Annotated in this window: 21 protein-coding genes; 9 read left to right on the forward strand and 12 right to left on the reverse strand. The window is 63.3% G+C overall.

What is annotated here, in order from left to right; all coding sequences use genetic code 11:
- Positions 1 to 106: 106 nt before the first annotated feature.
- Entirely contained in the window at positions 107 to 2,863 is a 2,757-nt protein-coding gene (locus tag AAHE99_RS06120) for a TonB-dependent receptor (RefSeq protein WP_342115481.1), read from the reverse strand.
- 93 nt (positions 2,864 to 2,956) lie between these two features.
- Positions 2,957 to 4,645, reverse strand: coding sequence for an ABC transporter substrate-binding protein (locus tag AAHE99_RS06125; protein WP_342115483.1), 1,689 nt, complete (start codon positions 4,643 to 4,645; stop codon positions 2,957 to 2,959).
- Positions 4,646 to 4,779: 134 nt separating this feature from the next.
- Between AAHE99_RS06125 and AAHE99_RS06130 the strand changes: the two genes are divergently transcribed.
- Together AAHE99_RS06130 and dacB are read left to right on the forward strand one after the other, a co-directional pair.
- Positions 4,780 to 6,018, forward strand: a complete 1,239-nt coding sequence (locus AAHE99_RS06130; RefSeq protein WP_342115484.1) for a nucleoside recognition domain-containing protein — start codon at positions 4,780 to 4,782, stop codon at positions 6,016 to 6,018.
- 9 nt (positions 6,019 to 6,027) lie between these two features.
- Positions 6,028 to 7,533 (forward strand): D-alanyl-D-alanine carboxypeptidase/D-alanyl-D-alanine endopeptidase, encoded by a 1,506-nt coding sequence (dacB, locus tag AAHE99_RS06135; protein WP_342115485.1) that lies wholly within the window; start codon positions 6,028 to 6,030, stop codon positions 7,531 to 7,533.
- 22 nt (positions 7,534 to 7,555) lie between these two features.
- Here dacB and AAHE99_RS06140 read toward each other — a convergent pair whose 3' ends face one another.
- The gene (locus AAHE99_RS06140) at positions 7,556 to 8,011 is read right to left on the reverse strand and encodes a RidA family protein (protein WP_342115487.1); all 456 of its coding nucleotides are present in this window, start codon (positions 8,009 to 8,011) and stop codon (positions 7,556 to 7,558) included.
- A gap of 52 nt (positions 8,012 to 8,063) precedes the next feature.
- On the opposite strand from AAHE99_RS06140, the gene AAHE99_RS06145 reads away from it, so the two are divergent.
- Positions 8,064 to 9,104 (forward strand): hypothetical protein, encoded by a 1,041-nt coding sequence (locus AAHE99_RS06145; protein ID WP_342115488.1) that lies wholly within the window; start codon positions 8,064 to 8,066, stop codon positions 9,102 to 9,104.
- On the opposite strand, the gene AAHE99_RS06150 is transcribed toward AAHE99_RS06145, so the two are convergent.
- The 9 genes from AAHE99_RS06150 to AAHE99_RS06190 all read right to left on the reverse strand — a co-directional run bounded on the left by AAHE99_RS06150 (position 9,101) and on the right by AAHE99_RS06190 (position 17,671).
- Positions 9,101 to 9,574 (reverse strand): hypothetical protein, encoded by a 474-nt coding sequence (locus tag AAHE99_RS06150; protein WP_342115490.1) that lies wholly within the window; start codon positions 9,572 to 9,574, stop codon positions 9,101 to 9,103. The two genes, AAHE99_RS06145 and AAHE99_RS06150, sit on opposite strands and share 4 nt — an antisense overlap.
- 13 nt (positions 9,575 to 9,587) lie before the next feature.
- A complete protein-coding gene (locus tag AAHE99_RS06155; protein ID WP_342115493.1) occupies positions 9,588 to 10,199 on the reverse strand; it encodes a M15 family metallopeptidase in 612 nt (203 codons plus the stop codon).
- Positions 10,199 to 11,101: a LysR family transcriptional regulator gene (locus tag AAHE99_RS06160; protein ID WP_342115495.1), complete on the reverse strand. Its 903-nt coding sequence runs from the start codon at positions 11,099 to 11,101 to the stop codon at positions 10,199 to 10,201. The genes AAHE99_RS06155 and AAHE99_RS06160 overlap by 1 nt, the downstream gene beginning before the upstream one ends.
- Before the next feature lie 86 nt (positions 11,102 to 11,187).
- Entirely contained in the window at positions 11,188 to 11,976 is a 789-nt protein-coding gene (locus AAHE99_RS06165) for an N-acetylmuramoyl-L-alanine amidase (RefSeq protein ID WP_342115497.1), read from the reverse strand.
- Positions 11,977 to 11,991: 15 nt separating this feature from the next.
- Entirely contained in the window at positions 11,992 to 12,909 is a 918-nt protein-coding gene (locus tag AAHE99_RS06170; protein WP_342115499.1) for an N-acetylglucosamine kinase, read from the reverse strand.
- Positions 12,910 to 12,979: 70 nt separating this feature from the next.
- The gene (locus tag AAHE99_RS06175; protein WP_342115501.1) at positions 12,980 to 14,605 is read right to left on the reverse strand and encodes a glycoside hydrolase family 10 protein; all 1,626 of its coding nucleotides are present in this window, start codon (positions 14,603 to 14,605) and stop codon (positions 12,980 to 12,982) included.
- Positions 14,606 to 14,667: 62 nt separating this feature from the next.
- Positions 14,668 to 15,933, reverse strand: coding sequence for an MFS transporter (locus tag AAHE99_RS06180; protein WP_342115503.1), 1,266 nt, complete (start codon positions 15,931 to 15,933; stop codon positions 14,668 to 14,670).
- Between the two features lie 39 nt (positions 15,934 to 15,972).
- Positions 15,973 to 16,854: an N-acetylmuramic acid 6-phosphate etherase gene (gene murQ / locus AAHE99_RS06185; RefSeq protein ID WP_342115506.1), complete on the reverse strand. Its 882-nt coding sequence runs from the start codon at positions 16,852 to 16,854 to the stop codon at positions 15,973 to 15,975.
- Between the two features lie 76 nt (positions 16,855 to 16,930).
- Positions 16,931 to 17,671 (reverse strand): GntR family transcriptional regulator, encoded by a 741-nt coding sequence (locus tag AAHE99_RS06190; RefSeq protein WP_342115508.1) that lies wholly within the window; start codon positions 17,669 to 17,671, stop codon positions 16,931 to 16,933.
- A 163-nt stretch (positions 17,672 to 17,834) separates the two neighbouring features.
- Here AAHE99_RS06190 and AAHE99_RS06195 point away from each other — a divergent pair, with 163 nt between their 5' ends.
- From AAHE99_RS06195 to AAHE99_RS06215, 6 genes are all read left to right on the forward strand, one after another.
- Positions 17,835 to 19,130 carry a serine hydrolase domain-containing protein gene (locus tag AAHE99_RS06195; protein ID WP_342115510.1) on the forward strand — a complete coding sequence of 432 codons (1,296 nt, stop codon included), beginning with the start codon at positions 17,835 to 17,837 and terminating at the stop codon, positions 19,128 to 19,130.
- 108 nt (positions 19,131 to 19,238) lie between these two features.
- Positions 19,239 to 20,492 carry a D-amino acid dehydrogenase gene (locus AAHE99_RS06200; protein ID WP_342115512.1) on the forward strand — a complete coding sequence of 418 codons (1,254 nt, stop codon included), beginning with the start codon at positions 19,239 to 19,241 and terminating at the stop codon, positions 20,490 to 20,492.
- A gap of 162 nt (positions 20,493 to 20,654) precedes the next feature.
- On the forward strand, positions 20,655 to 20,849 hold the full coding sequence (locus tag AAHE99_RS06205; protein WP_446728899.1) for a nucleotidyltransferase family protein: 195 nt from the start codon (positions 20,655 to 20,657) through the stop codon (positions 20,847 to 20,849).
- On the forward strand, positions 20,846 to 20,986 hold the full coding sequence (locus AAHE99_RS26765) for a hypothetical protein (protein WP_446728896.1): 141 nt from the start codon (positions 20,846 to 20,848) through the stop codon (positions 20,984 to 20,986). Before AAHE99_RS06205 ends, AAHE99_RS26765 begins: the two co-directional genes overlap by 4 nt.
- 19 nt (positions 20,987 to 21,005) lie before the next feature.
- A complete protein-coding gene (locus tag AAHE99_RS26770) occupies positions 21,006 to 21,206 on the forward strand; it encodes a HepT-like ribonuclease domain-containing protein (RefSeq protein ID WP_446728897.1) in 201 nt (66 codons plus the stop codon).
- A gap of 36 nt (positions 21,207 to 21,242) precedes the next feature.
- Positions 21,243 to 21,671, forward strand: a complete 429-nt coding sequence (locus AAHE99_RS06215) for a YchJ family protein (protein WP_342115514.1) — start codon at positions 21,243 to 21,245, stop codon at positions 21,669 to 21,671.
- Positions 21,672 to 21,678: the final 7 nt, after the last annotated feature.

Raw genomic sequence — 21,678 nt, forward strand, 5'->3', positions numbered from 1 at the left:
CCCCCCCCGCCCCCCCCCCCCCCCCCCCCGCCCCCCCCGCCCCCCCCCCCCCCCCCCCCCCCCCCCCCCCGCCACGATTCGGCCAAAACTGCGCCGAGTAATCAAGTTAGAAGAACTTGTATTTCAGGTTCAGTGCGAAGGAGCGGCCACGGCCGTCCGCTACGCGTGGGTCCCAGCCGGCGCCCACCACTTCGTCCACGTTGTGGGCCGTGAATGGCGGATCGGTGTCGAACAGGTTCTGGATACCGGCCGTGATGGTGGTGTTCTTGAAGCCTGTGTAGGTGCCCGAAATACCGAAGATGCTGTAGTGCTTGACCATCGGGTCGAAGCCGGCTGGCGGGGTGCCCTTGCCGCCGTTCGGCAGCTGGTCCGCATAGTGCGAGGCGAACTTGTTGGTGAACAGCACGCTCCAGTCGCCGCGCGCCACGGTCACGCTGGCGTTGTGCTTCCAGCGCAGGTAGACGTCTCGGGTGGCGAACTTGCCGACTTGCTCCTTGAACGGCTGGCCTTCGAACTCCGCGAACTGGAAGGACTTCATCCAGGTGCCGTCCAGCGATGCGGTGGTCTTGTAGGTGCCGATCTTGTAGTCGCCGCGCAGGCCGATGTCCAGGCCGCGGGTTTTCAAGCCGGCCGCATTGATCCAGCCCGCTTCCACATGGTCGATCACGCCGGTCTGTGGGTTACGGATGATGTACTCAGGCAGGTATTGCCAGTTGTTCAGCACCACTTGCGGCGTACGGTTCAGGATACGGTCCTGGATGTTGATGGCCCAGAAGTCCAGCGAGGCGGTGAAACCGGTGAACGGTGCCACCACCATACCCAGGGTACCCTGCTTGGAGGTTTCCGGACGCAGGTTCGGGTTACCGCCGGTCATGTAGTTCAGGCGCGGGATGGCGCAGAAGGCCGGATTGCCTGGGTTCTTGGCGCAGCCTTCCTGGTCGATCACGCCGTTCGGCAGTTCCTGCTGCAGGCGGCCGGCGTACAGCTGGGTGAAGCTAGGCGCCAGGAAGCCTTCCGAGGCGGAGCCACGGAACATCAGGTTCTGGGTTGGCTGCCAGCGGAACGATACTTTCGGGTTGGTGGTGGCGCCGATCACGGAGTAATCGTCGCGGCGCACGGCCAGCTGCACTTCCAGGTCCTTGATTACTGGAATGATCGCTTCGGCATAAACCGCCTTGATATTGCGGCTGACGCGGCTCTGGTTGGCGTTGCCCGGTGCCAGCAGGATCTTGGTGGCGTCCACATCCTGCGCAAACTCATACGTTTCGCGGCGCAGGTCGACGCCGGCTGCCATCGATACGGCGCCTGCCGGCAGCTGGAACACTTCGCCCGAAATCGAGCCGTCCAGCTGGGTCAGGGTGGTCTTGCCGTGCTGCAGTGCGCCCTTGTACTTGGTGGACTCGATCAGCTGCATCGCTTCGGCGGTCTGGCTCTGGCCAGGCTGCAGCCATGGGTTGATCTTGCCCGAACCAAGTGCCGAGTAGATCTGGCTGGTCCAGCCGTAGCCGTCGATCAGGTCGGTTTTGGTCTTGCTTTGGGCGCGCGACAGGCCGACCTTATAGTCGTACTTGCCGGCCAGCAGGCCTTCCATGCCGATCAGGCCGCGCAGGTTTTCGGTGACGTTCTTTTGCGTACGGTCGCCCCATGGGGTCGAACGCCACTTGTAGATGATCGGTTTGGTCTTGTCGTAGGTCGGGATGAACTGGCTCATGTCCAGATAGTACGGACCGTTGACCGGGTAGGCGTTGCCGTTGGCCAGGCTGGTCGAAATCTGGACCGGGGTCAGCGAAGCGGTCGCTTCGGTACGCGAGCCGAGCAGTTCGGCAAACATCTTGTGCTCAGGGCTCAGCTGGAAGGTGGCGCGCGACACCGCGTTGGTGCGCTCTACCGGGAAGCTGATCACGTAGTCCGCGCCGTAGTCGTAGGCGCAGGAGTATTTGGTGCGGGTCGGCGCGGTGACGTCTTTCCACAGGTCGGTCTGGTACTGCGACATGCCAGGGATGGTGTCGCACTTGCCCTGGAAGCTCAGTGGGTTGGCTTGCAGGTAGGTGGTGTTGTCGCCCGCGACCTTGAAGCCGGTGCCCAGGGCAGTGCCGGCGCCGGTCAGGATGTTCGCATACGGGGTGCCGGTGGTGTCCGGCGACAGGCCGCGTGCCGGCTGGTAGCCGTTGGCGAAGTCGCGCTGGCTGGAGGACAGCTTGTCGTTGACGTCATGCGTCACGCTGGCCATCACGTTCCAGCCCTGGTTGGCCAGGTCGCCCCAGCCGCCCAGTGCCGAGTAACGGCGCTGCATGCCGCCGCCGGCTTCGGTGGCATTGTAGCTGGCGCTCAGTTCTACGCCCTGGTAGTCGGTCTTCAGGATGAAGTTGACCACGCCGCCGATGGCGTCGGTACCGTAGATCGCGGAGGCGCCGTCTTTCAGGATTTCCACGCGCTGGATGGCGCCCAGCGGGATCGAGTTCAGGTCGACTGCCTTGCCGGAAGCGCCGTGGTTGCCCACGCGGCGGCCGTTCAGCAGCACCAGGGTGGCGTTCGGGCCCAGGCCGCGCAGGGAGGCGAAGGATGCGCCGCCGGACACGCGGTCGGCGTCGGCGCCGAACACGTTATTACCGGAAGTCATATTGTCGGCGCCGGTACCGTTGGCGGAAATGGTGCGCAGCAGGTCTTCGGTGCTGGTGATGCCAGCCTTCTGGATGGCGTCAAAAGTGATTACCTGCACTGGGAGAGCGCCTTCGGCGGCAACCCGTTTAATGCTGGAACCCGTGATCTCCACGCGCTGCATTGGCTGCGCAGCTTGCTGCGCCATGGCTGGACTTACTACTCCGATGAGCGCAATCAGTTGCGCCAGCTTTTTTACCTTCACGGGCCTTCTCCCAAAGTAGAAATAGTTATACGAATGCAGAGTATCGTTATAGAAAACTTGTCATCCAATGAAAATTACTGCTGCGTCCATAACTTAATGTAATGAAGGCGTCATATTACGTTTTCCATCAATGTCCAGGTAGCGCCAGTTGGTTAATTCCACTGGGTGGCGCTTGTAGTTTTTAAGCCACGGTTGCTGGATATCGGCCGAAATCGGGTGGATCAGCGGTACCCAGGGGTTGTAGGCGTGGATCAGCTGGTTTAACTCGCGGTACAGCTGGTTGCGTTCCGGCCCGTCACTCAGCTGCCGCGCTTTTTCATAGCGGCTGTTGTATTCCGGCAGGTTGAAACGGGCGTAGTTGGCGCGACCGCTGTTGGGGCCATACAACAGCTGGAAGAAGTTGTCGCCATCGGGGAAGTCGGCGATCCAGTTGGTTTCGAACATTTGCACCTTGCCCAGGCGACTGGCCTTGATGATCTCGGTCTTCTTGTCGGTCTTGAAGCTGACGCGGATGCCGAGCGCGGTCAGGTTCTTGCGCCACAGTTCGTCGCGCAGGCGGCCCACCATCGTGGGTTCGCTGTGCATGACCAGCGCCAGCGGCTGGCCGTTCGGCAGGGTGCGGAAACCATCCTTGCCGAGCTTGTAGCCATAGCGGTCGAGCAGGGCTTTGGCCAGCTTGGGGTTATAGCTGATGGGGCTGCGGTAGGCCGGGTCGTAGCCCAGCACATTGGGCGGCAACGGGCTCTGGGCCGGGATCGCCAGGCCCTTTTTCAGCAGGGCCACGTCTTCCGGGCTGTTATAACCCAATGCTATGGCTCGGCGCAGGGCGACCTTCTCCTTGCTGTAACCACCAATCACCGGGTCGTCCATGTTCATCCACATGTAATAGGTCTGCAGCACCGGGAACGGCGACAGCACCATGCCGCGTGCGGCCAGCTCTTTTTTCAGCACCGGCTGCGGCGAGGATGGCTCCAGCACCATGTCGCGCATCGATTCCGGCACCTGCTCGATGTAATCGAACTCGCCGTTCAGGAAGCCCAGCACCCGCGACTGGTATTCCTCCATGATCTTGACCTCGACCTTGTCCACCAGCGGCAAGCGCTGGCCCTGCCACACCTGGTGGTAGCCCTTGTTGGCGGCCAGGGTGATCTTGTCGCTGCGCTTCCATTCCTCGATGACAAAGGGGCCGCTGCCGACCGGGTGGTTGCCCATCTGGCTGCCGTAGGCTTCGGCCACCTCGCGTGCCACCGCGCCGGTGGCGGGCAGGGCCAGGTAGAACAGCAGGCTGGGGTCGCGCGCTTTCAGGCGCATGCGCAGCGTGTATTTGTCGACCACCTCCAGGCCGGCCAGGTTGTTCTCGAACATGAACAGCCAGGGCGATTTCAGCGCGGGATCGAACAGGCGCTCGATGGCGTACTTGTAGTCGGCAGCAACAACTTCGCGCTTTTTTCCTTTAAATGCGGGATCGTCGCTGAAATACATGCCCGGCTTGAGTTGGAAGGTCCAGACGGTGCCGCTGTCGTCGCTGGCAGGCATTTCGCGCAGGGCGCTTGGCGCCAGTTTGACCGGGCGCGCGCTGTAGTCGTAGCGCAGCATCGGCTCGAACAGGTTTTCCAGCAGGCTCAGGCTGGCCAGGTCGGAGGCGACGGCCGGATCCAGGGCGGTTTCGCCGGTGGAGAGGAAGGCATGCAGGACTTTGTCGGCGGCGTGCGCCGCCGGCGCGGTGGCGGCGCTGGCGGTGGCGAGGGCGAGGGCTGTGACGAGGACGCGGAGTCTTTTCATGCGGCAGGAATATAAGCCAGAGCGCGGCGATACGCCAGCTTATAACTTTTTTACATGCCCGCACCGCATTCTTTCATCCGCTGGCCCTATACTTTCGCTGCAAAATTGGTCATTACCTCAGAAGACGCGCATCCATGTCCCTCAATTACATCTGGTCCGGTTTTTTCCTGGTCGGCTTCGCCGCTGCCATCATCCAATGGCTGTTCATGGGCGATACCGAGATCTTCAAAAAGATCATCGACGGCACCTTTGAATCCGCCAAGCTCGGTGTGATGGACATCGCGCTGCCGCTGGCTGGCGTGATGACGCTGTGGCTGGGCATCATGAACGTGGGTGAGAAGGCAGGTGCGATCGGCTGGCTGGCCAAGATCATCTCGCCCTTCTTCTCGCGCATCTTCCCGGAAGTGCCGAAAGACCACCCGGCCACCGGCCATATGGTGATGAACTTCTCGGCCAACCTGCTGGGCCTGGACAATGCCGCCACCCCGTTCGGCCTGAAGGCGATGGAAAGCCTGCAAACGCTGAACCCGAACAAGGACACGGCCAGCAACGCGCAGATCATGTTCCTGGTGCTGCATACCTCGGGCCTGACGCTGATTCCGCTGGCGATCATGGCGCAGCGCGCCATCCTCGGCGCGGCCGATCCGTCCGACATCTTCATTCCCTGCATGATCGCGACCTATGCGGCGACCATGACCGGCATCATCGCCGTCGGCATCCGCCAGCGCCTTAACCTGTTCGATCCGGTACTGCTGGCCTGGATCGGCGGCATGACGGCCGCCATCGCGGGGCTGATCTGGTACTTCACCGCCTTCCTGACGCGCGAGCAGATCGAGGTGGTGTCGAAGGTTGCCTCGAATTTGATCCTGATTTCGATCATCGCCGCCTTCATCATCGGCGCCCTGATCAAGAAGGTGAATGTGTACGAAGCCTTCATCGAGGGCGCCAAAGGCGGCATCCAGACTTCGCTGACCGTGATTCCTTACCTGGTAGGCATGCTGGTGGCGATCAGCGTGCTGCGCAACGCCGGCGTGTTCGGGCTGGTGATGGATGGCTTTAACTGGGTTTTCAACGCGCTCGGCCTGCGCACCGACTTCGTGCCGTCGCTGCCGACCGCGCTGATGAAGCCCTTCTCCGGCTCCGGCTCGCGCGCCATGATGATCGACGCCATGAAGACCTACGGCCCGGATTCCTTCGTCGGCCGCCTGGCCTGTATCTTCCAGGGCTCGGCCGATACCACCTTCTACATCGTGGCCCTGTACTTCGGCTCCGTCGGCATCCGCAAGACCCGCTATGCGATTTCGGCCGGCCTGATCGCCGACCTGGCGGGCGTGCTGACTGCGATTGCTGTTGCTTACGTATTCTTCGGTTAAGGACTCTCCATGCGACGCCTCTTACTCGCCACCCTGTTCGCCGCCATCGGCGCCTCCGCGCAGGCCGCACTGCCTGAACCGATCGCCCGCATCGCTGCGGAAAAAGGCATCCCTGAAGACGCCATCGGCGCGCTGGTGCTGCGCGGCGACCAGGTGCTGGTCTCGCACGATGCGGCGCGCACCTTCACGCCTGCTTCGACCATGAAGCTGTTCACCACCATGGTCGGCCTGGACACGCTGGGCCCGCAGTTCCGCGGCCGCACCGAGTTGCGCACCACCGGCGAAGTGGTGCGCGGCGTGCTGCACGGCGACGTGGTGCTGCGCGGCGGTGCGGACGGCGACCTGACCGCCGACGCCTTTGCCCACATGCTGGAGAAACTGCGCATCAAGGGCGTCCGCAAGATCCAAGGCAACCTGGTGCTGGACCGCCAGCTGTGGCAACCGGCACGCAGCGATGTCGGTGTGGCGCCCTTCGACGAATCGCCCGAGGCCTACTACAACCTGATTCCCGATGCGCTGCTGCTGAACATGAATTTGCAGACGCTCGACCTCACCTCCGACGCCAAGTCGCTCAAGGCCAGCGTACTGCCGGAACTGGCCAACGTGCGCGTGCGCTCGGAGATGACGCTGACCGACGGCGAGTGCGCGAAGTGGGAAGATGGCTGGAAGATCCCGGAATATGAGCGCACCGGCTCGCGCATCACCGTAGTGCTGAAGGGTACCTTCCCCCGCAACTGCAGCAAGACCAATGTGGTCAACATTCTTGATCGCACCGTATACGCCGAACGCCTGTTCCGCGCCACCTGGGAACGCCTTGGCGGCCGCTTCACCGGCCAGGCAGTAGAGGCTTCGGCGCAAGAGTCGCGCGCCTTCAGCGGCGCGGCTTCGAGCCTGTTGGCCGAGCACGTGAGCCGTCCGTTGTCCGAGACCGTGCGTGACATCAACAAGCCGTCGGACAACGGCCTGGCACGCACCGTTTTCCTCAGCCTCGGCAGCCTGCAGGCCGACCCGGTGCTGGGCAGCCGCCCTTTGCCGGACCAGGCCGGCCCGGCCAGCCCTGGCGGCGCTGATGAAGCACCGCCGGCAGCCACCACCCAGGCCCGCGCCGAAATGGTGATCCGCAACTGGCTGCGCGCCCAGGGCATCGACGATACCGGCATGGTGTTCGAAAACGGCTCCGGCCTGTCGCGCATCGAGCGCTTCAGCCCCGAGCAGATGGCCGGCCTGCTGAAAGCCGCGCAGAAGTCGTTGTGGGCGCCTGAATTCCTCACCAGCCTGCCGATCGCCGGCATCGACGGCACCATGAAGCGCCGCCTGAAGGAAAGCAGCGCCTCCATGCGCGCGCGCGTCAAGACCGGCACGCTGAAAAACGTGGTCGCCATCGCCGGTTACGTACCGGACGCCAACGGCCAGCAGTGCATCGTGGTGGTGATGGTCAACCACGACCGCGCCGGCAATGGCAATGGCCGTGCCATCGTGGATGGCATGGTGGACTGGGTGTCCCGCACCAATTGACCGGTGCGCGCACCCGCCTGACTTACTTCCCGTCCGGGAATGCAGCGACCAGTTCGACCTCGATCACGAATTCAGGCATGAACAGGCGCTGCACCCCGATCCAGCTGGCGGCTGGGTAGTGGTTGTCGTAGAACGGTAGCCGCACGTCGGCCGCTTTCACCAGCGCATCCATATTGGTGGTGAACACGTTCTCCTTCACCACGTCCTTGAACGTCAGGCCATGCGCGGCCAGGATGCGGCCTAGCCGCGTGTACACCGTCTTCACCGCCGCCGGCATCTCGCCGCCCGCCGTGTGGCCTGAGATGTACAGCATATTCCCGTGCCGCCTGGCCTGGCAGTAGCCCACCTCGCGCTCCATCTTTTCATTCACGTGATAGCAGCCCGGCTGCACTTTCGACGGACCGGGCACGGACGGGCCGCCTTGGGCGTGGGCCAGGGATGCCGCCATCATCAGGGCCGCGGCGAACAGCTTGCGCATTGGTGTCTCCTTGAGGTGTAATAGTTGCCGATTATGCACCACAGGCTTCCCAATGAATGTATTCAAATTGTTTCTGCTGGCCGCAGCATCGTCGGTCGCGGCTTGCGCGCTGGCGCAGGATGAGGCGCCGATGCAGCGTGTCGAAGTGCCGGGTGAATTCAGCTCGGAGCAGTCGTATCGCCGCATGCTGCGCGGCGTAGAAAAGTTTGACAGCCTGCGTGCGCAGGCGCCGAACGCTGTGCTGCGTTTCCGCATGTTCGGCACGGAGCGCGATGTGAAGCCGCAGACGCTGCGTCTGGCGCTGGAAAGCGCGAGCCTCAAACTGCCCCTGGCGCATGACGATGACGCCTCATTCGCGCTGCCTGTCAACGAAACCGCGCAGCGTGAGGATGCTGCGCTGGTGTCGAATCGCCGGACCGGGTCGGTCTATTGGAAGCCGCAGGTCATCACCCCCGGCTTGCCGGCGGATACGCGCCGCCTGGGCGACCTGCGGGTGCAATGCCAGGTCACCTATGCTTCGGGCCTGCAACATGGCGGAATGGCGTTCCTCACCAAAATGATGGGACAGTGCGGTGCAAATGTGCCGTTCTTCTTCCTGGCGGATCGCGAGATCTTTGCGGTGACGGTAGAGGCGCCGGGGCGTGAGCGCCATCTGTTCAGCCCCGCCATGCCGGACAACGCGGTGACCAAGCTGCCAAGGCAGCGCAGCCGCTACTTCCATCCCCCAATCGAAGAGGAGCTGTGGCCGGATGATGCGCTGGTGCGCATCTACTACGTCGATGGCGATGCCCAGCCTTCCTCCAATAGCGCGCCTGTGTTCGAGAAGGACGTTGCCGGCCTGGTGCCGGGTCAGACGCGCAAGGCCGACCTGCAAGCGCTGCTGGCGCGCGGCAAATCGCGCCAGTTGTCGCAAGGCCGCGAAATGTGGACCTTGCTGGAGCGTGCGCCGTTGCCGGGCAAGGAGAAGATCGATTCAGTGGCTGAACTGGCGCTGCTGTTCGACGCTGAAGGCGTGCTGCGCAAGCATCAGGTCCGCGCAGCGCTGGTGGAGCGCAAAAGCCTGAAGATCGTCGCCGACGGCAGGGCCAACTAGGCGGCCGGGGCGCGCGCAGCCTTGCGCGTGGCCCACACGATCGGCAGGGCGAACAGGAAGATGTGCGACAGGGTATCCATGCCCCAGGAGAAGGCGTTGAAGGTCACCGGGCGCGGGAAGGCCGACAGCGGCAGCACCACCAGGCGCATGACCAGGAACACCAGCACGCCGTAGCCGACCGCCGCCGGCAATGGCTTGCGCGCCAGCGCGGGCACACGGCGCGCGGCGAAGAAGAACAGCGCCATCCACACAAGACTCAGGGCGAAATGGCAGGCCAACCCGAACGCTGCGGCTGCGCCGCCGCCGGTGAAGGCCGCCTGGCCCAGCGCGCCGCTGGCGACCACCTGCAGCAGGCGTTCCGGCGGCAAGCCGTTGTAGCCAGCGAAGCTGATCGCGAAAATGATATCCAACAGCCCGCCCAGCGCGCCGCCGGTCAGGATTGCACGTGTCGTGGACCAGGGCTGCCGCATGGGTGTGCCTCCTTTATAGGACCCGCGTAAAGTCGCGGCGCACCAGTACCCGGTCGCCGCAGTCGAAATGCCACCATTCGCTGTTGATGCCGACAAAGCCCGCCTGGAACATGGCGTCGCGCAGCAGCTGGCGGTTCGCCACCTGCGCGGAGGTCAGTTCGCCGCTGGCCAGGTGCCGCGCTTCCAGCGCCGGGTGCGACAGTTCGGTCATATCGTCAAAGCCGGTGCCCATATCGAGCTCCGCGCCGGACGGGTCGAGGATGGTGATATCCACCGCCATGCCGAATGAATGGATCGAACCGCGTTCCGGCGGCGCCAGGTACATCTGCAAATCAGTACCGGCCAGCGCGTCCCACAGCTGCTCCTGCACCCGGTGCGGACGCAGGGCATCAAGCAGCAGCACCTTGTGGCCCGGCGCGCGCTGCGCCAGATACGCCACCACGCGCTCGATGGCGGCCGCGGCGTCGCGGTGCAGCCAGGCGCAATCCAGCGGCGAATACAGGTCCCGGCCGACAAAATTATCCGGACCGGCATAGCGCAGGTCCACCGCGATATCGGCAATGGTGCTCAGGTGGCGGAAATCGGGACTGCTCGGGATGTCTTCGCTGCGGATGGTGTTGCTCATTATTTCCCTTGATCGAGGCAGGCGCGCGCTTCGCCGGCGATGCAGTCGGCCAACTGGCGGGCGCCATGCGACAGGGGCGAGTGGCCATTGGTCAGCAGGAATAGCTGGATCGGGATGGCCGGCGCCCACACGCGCTTCTGTACTTTGGCCGGATCGGCCGATGCCGCCGTCAGCGGATCGACCACGGCGATACCGCCGCCAGCCTCCACCAGCGAGCGGGCAATCTGGTAAGTCTGCACCGTGGTGCGGAAGAAGGGCTGGATGCCCTGCGCTTCGCAGGACGCCACCACCATCTCGCCCAGCGGGTCGTTGTCGGCGTGGCCGATCAGTTCACCGGTCAGGCCTTCCGCCGTCAGCGGCTTGTCCAATTCATCGGCGCGCCAGGTGCCGGGCGGGGCGATCACGGTCATCACGCCCTGCGCAATCGGTTCGGCGATGATGCCGGGGTGGCGCGGGTCCTGCAGCGAGAGCGCCATGTCGGCTTCGCCCAGGCGCAGCGTGTTGACGATCTCGGAAGTGTGGTGGGTGGCCAGCTCGCAGCGGGTGTCCGGGAATTCGCGGCGCCATTCGCTCATGGCGGCTGGCAGCACGCTGATGGCGATGGTCGGCGTGGACACCAGGCGGATGGTTTCGACCGCGCGACCTTTCAGGCTGGCGGCCAGGCGGCGGATGCCCTGCAGGTCGCGATGCAGCTTTTCGGTTTCAGCGAACAGGCGGTGCGCTTCCGGTTTCGGATACAGCTTGCCGCGCACGCGCTCGAACAGCGGCATGCCGAGCTGCAGTTCGCAATGCTGCAGCACCTTGGTCACCGCAGGTTGTGAAATGTGCAGCACCTGGGCGGCACCGCTGATGGTGCCAACCTGCATGATGGCGTGGAAAACTTCGATATGGCGCAGCCGCATGGTTCTGGTTCCTCTTCCTGGCGCCGTGGGCCCTTCCCCGCAGCATCACCGCAGGATAGGGGAAAGCCGGCGACCGTGCAACGCGCTTACTGTTTCGGCTTTGTAGCAGTCAGCACGTCGAGGATCGCGGCGGACTCGGCGTCAGGCACGCCGTCCCACTTGCTGTTGCGGTATTTGGCCTGGAAAGCCACCAGCACATTGCGGGTCTGCTCATCCAGCACTGCAGTTTGCGGGGTGGCGTAGCCGTGCTCGGCCAGCTTTTTCTGGAACCAGGCGATGTCGGGCAGTTGGGCTTCGTATTGCGGGCGCGCGGCGGCGACGGCGTTGGCGTCCGGCCAGGCGATCAGGCCTTCGTCGGCCAGGCGCTTCCATGGGAACAGGGGGCCCGGGTCCTGCTTGCGCTGCGGGGCGATCTCGGAATGGCCGAGGAAGTTTTCCGGCGCGACCTGGTGGCGTTCCTTGATCTGCTTGAGCAGGGCGACCAGCTGGTCCATCTGGCGCTCGGTGAAGCCGTACCAGTGGCGGCCGTCCGGCATGTCCTTGAAGCCCGGATTGACGATTTCGATGCCGATCGAGCTGTAATTCAGCGCCGTGTAGTTCTTCCAGCTGCTGATGCCGGCGTGCCAGGCGGCGCGGTTTTCGTCGACCAGGGCGTAGATGCGCGGCTCATTCTCGTCGGTCAGCAGATAGTGAGCGCTGACTTCCTTCTCGGTCAGCAGCTTGATCGACAACGGCAGGTCGGACACCGTGTAATGGATCACCACGAAGCGCACGCGGCTGCTCTGGCCCTTGGAAACCAGCGAATTATCGATGCGCGGCAGTTGCGAAGCGCAGCCGGTCAGGGCAATCAGGGAGGCAAGCAGCAGTTTCTTCATGGTCTCGTGGTTCTCTTAATTGCGTGGCCGGGCGGCCAGGTGCGCTGCCGCGTGGTGCGGGCGGGCAGTGCGTTTTTGTAAAGTCAGGCCGTGCGGCAGGTCGGCGCGCATGGCTTCGAAAATCAGGGGATGCAGTTCGGCGGCCCGGCCCGACAGCGTGATCGGGCGTTCGCCGAAGCGCGTAACCAGGGCCAGCGCCAGACGGGCCAGTTCGCGCCCGGCCTGCAGCAGGATGTGGCGGGCCGACGGGTCGGCGCCGGCGCTCATGGCGACGGCCAGCGCCAGCTTGCCGATCTCGCCGCGTTCCTGCGTGTACATGAAGCTGCGCGAAAAGGACCAGTCGCTGCCGCCCACGTGGTCGAACACCGCGTGCGCCATGGGCGAATCCTGCCAGGCGCCCGGCTCTTCGTCTTCGCGGCGCCAGATGCGGCGCATGGCTTCGCGCGCGATCCAGAAGCCGCCGCCGGCATCGTCCAGCATGACGCCGCGGCCGCCGGCACGGTGGAATTCGCCGTTTTCGTCGATGAAGGCGGCGATCGAGCCGGTGCCGGCGTAGACCAGGTAGCCTTCGCCCGGCTCAAAAGCGTCCAGGTAAGCGATTTCGATATCGTTGCAGAGGGTGATGGCGTCAAGCCGCACGTCGAGCAAATCGGACAGCCAGCCGACCAGGACATTGCCATCGCCGCCAAAGCCGGTCAGGCCGGCGCAGACACGCAGCGGGTGACCCGCTTCCAGCACATCCTTCGCCAGCTGGCTGAAGGTGGCGTGCACTTGCTCGCGCCCGGCCGGCTTGGCCATCAGCAGGGCCGACAGGCCGCTGACCGTGCCTTCGGCCACGATCTCGCCGTCCGGTTCGGACAGCGCCCAGCGCGTCTCCGTGCCGCCGGCATCAATACCCAGCCCAAGGGTGCGATCGGTTTGCAGTTTGCCCATGATCAGATGAGTGTACGGTGAAACGCTTCCATCTTTACATGAAAGGCGTTGGTACACTCATTCCAAAAAGTTATAACGCTGCGGAAACTCTTGGGCTCTCGTTGCCCAGGCGGTCGACCGCCGACACCACGACGCTGCGGGCAGCCACGCCATTATCGTCGGTCAGCACCACCTCGCTGCGGCCGGCCGGCACCACATTGAAACGCCATTCCTCGCCATAGCGGGCCCAGATCGCCACTTGGCTTGCACGCTGCACGTTTCCGAGGGCGACCGCCAGGCCGCTGGCGTGGCGCTTGACGGCCACGGTCGGCGCCGGCGGCGCTTCGCTGCCCAGCCAGGGCGAGGCCGGCACCAGGGCCGGGCCGGGGTAGCTGGTGGCTTTCAGCTGGTCGGTCACGCCTTTGCGGTTCTGCATCAGGGCGGCGATGCTGAAGTGGATATGGCCGTTCACGTTCGGGCGGCTGCGCATGACGTCGACCTGCTGCACGATTTCTTCTGCCGTGAAGGACTTGGCGGTGTCGTCGATGCGGCTGGTGTACAGGCCGGGCCAGATGTGGCGGCCGCGCTTGTTCTGGCCCAGCCAGTAGTCGAGCAGCACAGGGAAGGCTTGCGGCTGCTGGGCGATCGGCCAGTACAGCTGCGGAGCCAGGTAGTCGAGCCAACCGTTCTGCAGCCACAGTTCGGCGTCGGCATACAGCTTGTCATACTGGCTGAAACCCTGGATGCCAGGCGGGCGGCGGTCCGGGCGGCCGATGCCGAAGGGGCTGATGCCGAAGCGTACCCAGGACTTTTCCTTACGGATGCCGCCGTAGATCGCTTCGATCAGCTGGTTGACGTTCTGGCGGCGCCAGCTTGCTTTGTCCAGCGTACCGCCACCCTGCTGGTAGCGTTGCCAGGCGGCGCTGTCGGGGAAGTCGAGTTCCGCCTTGGCGCCGTTCGATTGCGCGTCCAGCGCGGCTTCGCCGCCGTTGGCGCCGGGGGCTTCGATCGGGTAGGGGTAGAAGTAGTCGTCGATGTGGACGCCGTCGATGTCGTAGCGGCGTACCACGTCGAGGATCACGTCCAGGGTTTGCTGCGCTGCCGCTTCCTCACCCGGATCCATCCATTGGAATTTGCCGTACTGGCGCACCACTTGCGGCTTGGTGTTGGCTATGTGGTCGCGCGAGTTCGGCGTGCGGGCGGCGGAATGGCGGGCGCGGTAAGGGTTGAACCAGGCGTGCAGCTCCATGCCGCGCGCGTGGGCCTGCTGGATCCAGAAGGCCAGCGGGTCCCAAGCCGGTTCGGGGGCCTTGCCCTGCTGGCCGGTCAGGAATTCCGACCAAGGCTCCAGCTTGGATGGGTAGATCGCATCGGCGCTCGGGCGCACCTGCAGCACGATAGCGTTCAGGTGCAGCGACTTGGCGCGGTCAAGGATGGCGATGGCTTCCGCTTGCTGGCGTGCCGGCGGCAGGCTGCTCTTGCTCGGCCAGTCGATATTGGCGACCGTCGACACCCAGGCCGCACGGAACTCGCGCGGCGCGGCTGGCGGCGACTCGCCTGAGAATTGCTGGCTGGATACCTGGCCGGGCTGGCCCACGTGGCCGCCCGCTGCGCCGGCCGTGCCCGAGCCGGCACCGGCCGCACCGGATCCGCCGTTGACGGCAGCCGCGCCTGGCGCGTGCGGCGTGCTGGTACACGCCCCCAAAAATGCGGCCACGCCGGCCGCGGCTGCGGCAATAGTCAGCCGCCTCTTCGCATTAAAAGCCAAAACCAAATCCTCTACTCGCGCCCAAATTCCGGGTCAATCTTGATCAGCGCCGTCATGATAAAGGCAGGGATCGTCGCCGTGCAGACATAAATGAAGAAATGCTGATATCCGAGGAACTCCTGGATCGCACCACTCGCCATCTGCGGGATCATCATCCCCAATGCCATAAAGCCGGTGCAGATCGAATAATGCGCAGTCTTATGCTCGCCCTGGCTCACCATGATCATGTACATCATGAAGGACGTGAAGCCCAGGCCATAGCCGAACTGCTCCACCGCCAGGCAGGTCGAAATCCAGATGAAATTCTGCGGCTGCGCCTGCGACAGGTACACGAACACCAGGTCCGGCACGTGGATCGCAATCGCAAGCGGCCACAGGCAGCGCTTCAGGCCGAAGCGCGAGATGAGCCAGCCGCCCACCAGCCCGCCCAGGATCAGGCCAATGATGCCGATGGTGCCGTAGGCAATGCCCACATCCGCCGTGCTCATGCCCAGGCCGCCTTTTTCCAGCGGATCCTTCAGGAACGGCACCACCATCTTCAGCAGCTGCGACTCGCCAAGACGGAACAACAGCAGGAACAGCAGGATCACGACAATGCCATCCTTGCGGAAGAAGGCCCCAAAGGTCGCAAAGAATTCCTTCATCGGCGCCGAAGAGTGCACTGCAGGCACATCTTCGGCCGGCCGTGGCAGCATAAACTGGTGGTAAATGGCCAGCGCCAGGAACACGGCGCCCGCCGCACCGAAAGTGATGGCCCAGGCCACATGCGGATTGCCGTAATACTTGATGATCTCACCCGCCAGGAACAGCAGGCCGCCGTTGCAAGCCACATTGGCCGCGCGGTAGAAGGTACTGCGCACGCCGACATATTCCGCCTGCTGCTTCTGCCGCAGCCCCAGCATGTAGAAACCATCGGCCGCGATATCGTGCGTGGCCGAGCTGAACGCCATCAGCCACATCACGCCAAGGCTAAGCTGGAAGAAGTTCGATAAAGGCAGGGTAAACGCCACGGCAGCCAGCGACACGCCCAGCACCATCTGCAGGATGGTGACCCAGGCCCGCTTGGTGCCGAACATTTCGATCAGGGGCGACCACAGGGGTTTGATCACCCATGGCAGGTACAGCCAGCCGGTGTAAAAGGCCATCTCCGTGTTGGAGATGCCAAGGTCCTTGTACATCGCGGTGGACAAGGCCATGACCGCAAAATAGGGAATACCTTGGTTGAAATACAGGGTGGGAATCCACGCCCATGGGCTGCGTTGCTGCGCTCGATCCATTACATCCTTTCAGGTGGCCGGGAACGGGCGCAGGGCGGATCAACTATTCAGTGCGCCGCGCACGCTGCCCCTGGCCTGGTCCAGCAAGTCTCCCGCATGCTGAACCGTGGTTTTCTTTAACAGGGCGACCACCGCCACTTTGACGTGGAAGCCGCACTGTTCCAGCGCTGTGCGGGCTGCCGCTTCATCCGCGCCGGTAGCGTGCATGGTGAGCCGCACCGTACGCGCGAACAGCTTCGCATTGGTCGGCTTCAAGTCTACCATCAAGTTTCCATAAACCTTGTGCAGGCGCACCATGATCGCGCTGGAAATGGTGTTCAGCACGATCTTCTGCGAAGTGCCCGCTTTCAGGCGCGTGCTGCCGGAGATGATTTCGTTGCCGGTATCGAGGGTGATGCCGATTTCCGCCTGCTGCGCGACCGGCGCGCCGGGATTGTTGGCGATGCCGATGGTCAGCGCGCCCACTTCGCGTGCGGCTTCGATGGCGCCCAGTACATAAGGCGTGGTGCCCGAGGCGGCCAGCGCCAGCACCACATCGTTGCGGCCAGGCGCCAGCGCCAGCAGGTCGCGGGCGCCTTGTTCGCGGTCATCCTCGGCGCCTTCCACGGCCTGGAACATGGCTTCCGTGCCGCCGGCGAGGACGGCCACGGCGCGCTCGTGCGGCCAGGAGAAGGTAGGGTAGAGCTCAACGCTGTCCAGCACGCCCAGGCGGCCCGAGGTGCCGGCGCCGACATACAGCAGGCGTCCGCCTGCCTCGATGCGCGGCACGGCCGCTTCTACTGCCTTGGTAATGGCAGGAACGGCGGCGCGTACGGCTTGCACCGCCGTCAGCTGGTCATCGGCAAAGGCGGCTACCAGCTGCTCTGTAGGATATTGGTCCAGTTCGCGGTGTTGGGAACTGGGCGTTTCGGTATTCAGCATAAAACCAGTTTAATGCCAAAATGCCGGGCCAGCCCATGACAGGACTTGCGGGGGTCATGCCCCCAGGTTATGCAGCTTACGCAGCGCGCCGCATCTCGGCCACGAAATCGTAGTGGTCGCTGCGGCAGTAGGAGTGCGTCAGCTCGATCGCCTGGCCCGACTCAAGATAGGCGATACGGGTAATAAACAGGACGGCCTGGCCTTCCGGTACTTCCAGCTGGCGTGCCAGCTCGGCCGAGGCGTTCATGGCGCGGATATGCTGCAGCGCGCGCGCCGGCGCCTTGCCGACCGATTCCAGGTATTGGTATAGCGAATCGCCGATCAGCTCGGGATTGGCGACGATGGTTTGCGGCAGGATCGAGACTTCATAGGCCATCACCACATCATCGGCCAAGCGCAGGCGCTCCAGGCGCGCCACGCGGGTGTTGGGCGACAGGCCCAGGCTCAGCTGCTCATCGGCAGTGGCTGCCACCAGGCCGCGCTTCAGCCAGCGCGAGCCCGGCTTGTAGCCGCGCTGCGCCAATTGTTCCGAGAAGCTGGTGAGGTTCGACAGCGGCTGTTCGATGCGCGGCGCGATGTAGTTGCCGGAACCGCGGCGGCGCACCACCAGGCCCTGGTCCACCAGCTGGTCAATCGCCTTGCGGGCGGTGACGCGCGATACGTTCAGCAATTCCGACAGGGTGCGTTCGGAGGGCAATGCCTGGTCTACCTGGTAACGTCCGTTGCGTACATCGTCGCTCAACTTGCGTGCAATCTGCATGTACAGCGGGGAATTGTCTTGTAGATCTGGTTTGAATTCAGCACCGGTGAGGCTCATTGCATTTCTCCTATAGTTGCTAGTGTAATAGCGAAAGCGAAAACATGCTGCTCTTTTCATTTCACATGTTGAGGTTCAATGCATGAGGGTTATGGGCAGATAATCAGTTTTCATTAGCTCAGCGAAACAGTGCCGCCGTATGCTGGGCGCAAAAGGAGAAGGCATGCAAAAAGGAATGCGCGCCCTGATCGGCGCAGTACTGTTGAGTGGAATGAGCCAGGCTGCGGCCAGCAAACTGGATGCGGAACTGGCGGCGATCGTGAACGACCCACAGCGCCCGCTGTCGGGCTTATCGGTACTGGCGATCCGCGATGGCAAGGTGGCTTACCAACAACAGTTCGGCCATCGCCGGCTTGATACGGCCGGCACTGGCGTGACGGCGCCGGTTACGCCGCAAACCATGTTCCGCATGGCCTCCATCTCCAAGATGATGACCACCTTTGGCGTGATGAAGCTGGTGGAGGAAGGCAAGCTGTCGCTCGATACCGACGTGGGCAGCTACCTCGGCTTCGCGCTGCGCAACCCGCACTATCCTGCACGCAGCATCAGCTTGCGGCACCTGTTGAGCCACACCTCCACGCTGCGCGATGACGCCGGCTATTTCTGGGTCAGCGGTACGGCGCTGCGCGACGTGCTGGTCCCGGAAGGCAAGATGTGGGCGCGCGAGGGCGAGCCCGGCCAGTACTTCACCTATTCCAACCTGAATTGGGCCGTGATCGGCACCATCATGGAACGCGTCACCGGCGAGCGCTTTGACCGCCTGATGAAACGCCTGCTGCTGGCGCCGATGGGCCTGCATGGCGGCTATAACCCTTCCGAGTTCAGCCAGCAGGAGGTGGCTGATACGGCCACTCTGTACCGCCGCCGCACGCGCGATACGGAAGTCTGGGACAGCAAGGGCCCATGGATTGCGCAGGTGGATGACTTCGGCGTTGCCGCCCCGCTGGCTCCGCCCGGCATCGAAAAATACGTCATCGGCGCTAACGCCACGCCGTTCAGCCCCACTGGAGGCATGCGCATGTCCGCCGCCGATATGGGCAAGATCATGCTCATGCTGATCAACAATGGCCGCCACGAGGGCAAGCAAATCCTCAAGCCCGAATCGCTGGCCATGATGTTCAGCGAGCAGTGGCGCTACAACGGCAGCAATGGCGACACGCTGAAAGGCCTGTACCACAGCTGGGGCCTGGGCACGCAGCGCTTTGCCGACGTGCGCGGCAATATGGGCGGCATGCCGGCGGATGGCAAATTCCACGCCGTCGGCCACCTGGGCGAAGCGTATGGCCTGGTGTCCACCTTCGCCGTAGACTTACGGAAGAAGCAGGGCATCGTATCGCTGATCGGCGGATTCGCCAGCGATCCCGATGCCGACCTTGGCCAGTATTCAGCCCATACCCGGGCCGAGGAGAAGATCCTCGACGCGCTCTATAAGCGCGCCATCCTGGGGCGTGAGGACTGAAACTGCTGCAAGCACATGACCAAAGGTTATGGCCGCAAGAATACGTTTCATTGGCTCCAGCGCAACCCTGCGCCTTAAGCTCTATAACCAGTGAAACCCGGAGGTGGCATGCAGGAAGCACAGCAAGTAGTGGTAATTGGCGGCGGCGTAGTCGGCCTGACGTCCGCATGGTGGCTGCTGGAAGCCGGCTACCGTGTGACCCTGCTCGAACGTGCCCCGACGGTCGCCAGTGCAGCCAGCTACCGCAACGGCGGCCAGCTGAGCTACCGCTACGTGTCTCCGCTGGCCGATGCCGGTGTGCCGAAGAAGGCCATGCAGTGGCTGTTCCAGCCGGATGGCCCGCTGCGCTTCCGTCCTGAAGCGGATTACCGCCAGTGGCGCTGGATGACGCAGTTCCTCGCCAACTGCAACTCCGCCGATAATGCCCGCACCACCGCCAAGCTGCTGCAGCTGGGTGAACTGAGCCGCCAGTCGCTGGCGCAGCTGGAGCTGAACCTTCCGCTGTCCGAATTCAATTGGCGCAACGCGGGCAAGCTGGTGGTGTACCGTACTGAGGAGGCCTTCAAGGCCGCGCTGGACAAGCCGGATGACGACGAAAACCGCGCCATCCTGGTGGGCGCCGATACCGCGCGCATCGAACCGGCACTGGCCGAACTGGCGCCCAAGCTGGCGGGCGGCATCTTCAACGCCGGTGAAGCGGTAGCCGATTGCTACGCCTTCTGCCTGGCGCTGGAAAAGCGCATCTACGCCCATCCGCGTTTCGAACGCTGCATGCACACGGCGGCGCGCACCATCTTTGTAGAAAATGGCAAGGTGTCGGCGATTGAGACCGATGCCGGCTGGATCTCCGCCGACCACTACGTGCTGGCCGCCGGCATCCAGAGCCGCGATCTGGCCGCCACCGCCGACCTCGACCTGCCGATGTATCCGCTCAAGGGCTATAGCCTGACCGCGCCGATCCGCAGCGAGCATGTGGCGCCGAATATCAGCATCACCGATTTCGAACGCAAGACCCTGTACGCGCGCATCGGCAACGAGCTGCGGATTGCCGCCATGGTCGACATGGTGGGCGAAGACACCCGCATTGACCGCCGCCGCATCGCCAGCCTGACCCGCCTGGCGCGCGAGTCGATGCCGAACGCCGCCGACTACAACCAGGCCGAAGCCTGGGCCGGCCTGCGTCCCGCCACCCCGAACAGCGCCCCGATCATCGGCGCCACGCCTTACCCCAACCTGTGGCTCAACGTCGGCCACGGCCCGCTCGGCTTCACCTTCGCCTGCGGCAGCGCCAACCTGCTGTCCACGCTCATGCGCGGCAAGGAATCCCCATTCGCCCTCGATTGTTTGGCGTACAAGCATTAACGGGGCAACGCAAGCTGGGCGCTTCAAGGTCTAAAATAGGGTTAAATAGACTCTTAGCTTAGCGGCCATGAAACCGTCTCTAGTTCTGGAATCCAAATATGCCGCGCTTGTGGAGCTGCTTGCACGCTCCAAGTAAAGAATGCGCGTATCTTCGGTTCCACGATCCATGGAACCGACCGCGACGGAAGTGATCTGGACTTACTGGTCGATGCTCCACCCGGCACGACTCTTCTGGACCTTAGTCAGCTGCAGCTTGATTTGGAAGAGCTGTTAGGAATTAGTGTTGACTTGCGCACGCCAGGGGACTTATCTCCGCTATTCCGCTCCGAAGTCCTGGCTCGAGCAGTCCCCTTATGAAACGCGCCAGCGTCTATCTCGGGCATATTCTGGCAGCTTCAAAGTTCGCCTCAGGATATATCGATGGCCTAAGTAAAGAGGACTTCATGGCAGACATTCGTACACAGCAAGCTGCTGAATCTGATCATTATTGGTGAGGCAGCGGGTAAGCTGCAGTTGGGCTATGCCGACTTTCTCGACAAATACCCTGGGATCCCGTGGCGTAGCATGCAAAACATGCGCAATCGGATTGCCCATGGTTATTTTGACATCGATCTGGAGGTCGTCTGGGAAACTTTGACGATCTCGCTTCCTCATTTGCTCAACGAACTTCCAACTATAGAAGCTGCAGCAAAGGGCGGAAGCCCAGTGCCCTAAAACCCGCCGCCGGCCGATATGGCGGATAATTGCGGGATGTCCAAATCGAAGACCCCTGTGGGCTGCCCTTGCGGCGGTCCTTCCTACGAGACGTGCTGCGGGCCGTTTATCGAAGGCGCCAAGGTGCCGGAGACGGCGGAGCAGCTGATGCGCTCGCGCTATACGGCGTATACGCTCAAAAATGAGCCGTATTTGTTGGCAACTTGGCACGAAACCACGCGGCCCACAGAAAAAATAGTCCGACCGGACGAAAAGCTCCAATGGCTGGGACTTGAGGTAAAATCGGCTTTACGTTTACGTCAACGTAAAGCAGAGGCCAAGCCGAACGAGGATTTCGTCGAGTTCGTGGCCCGCCTGCGCGTGGATGGCCGCGGCCAGCGCCTGCATGAGCTGAGCCGCTTCCTGCGCGAACCAGGTGATGGCGGCCTGCGCTGGTTTTACGTGGACGGCGAATTTCCAGAATAAGAGACAA

The sequence above is a fragment of the Pseudoduganella sp. OTU4001 genome (genome assembly GCF_038440195.1).
GTDB lineage: Bacteria > Pseudomonadota > Gammaproteobacteria > Burkholderiales > Burkholderiaceae_D > Rugamonas.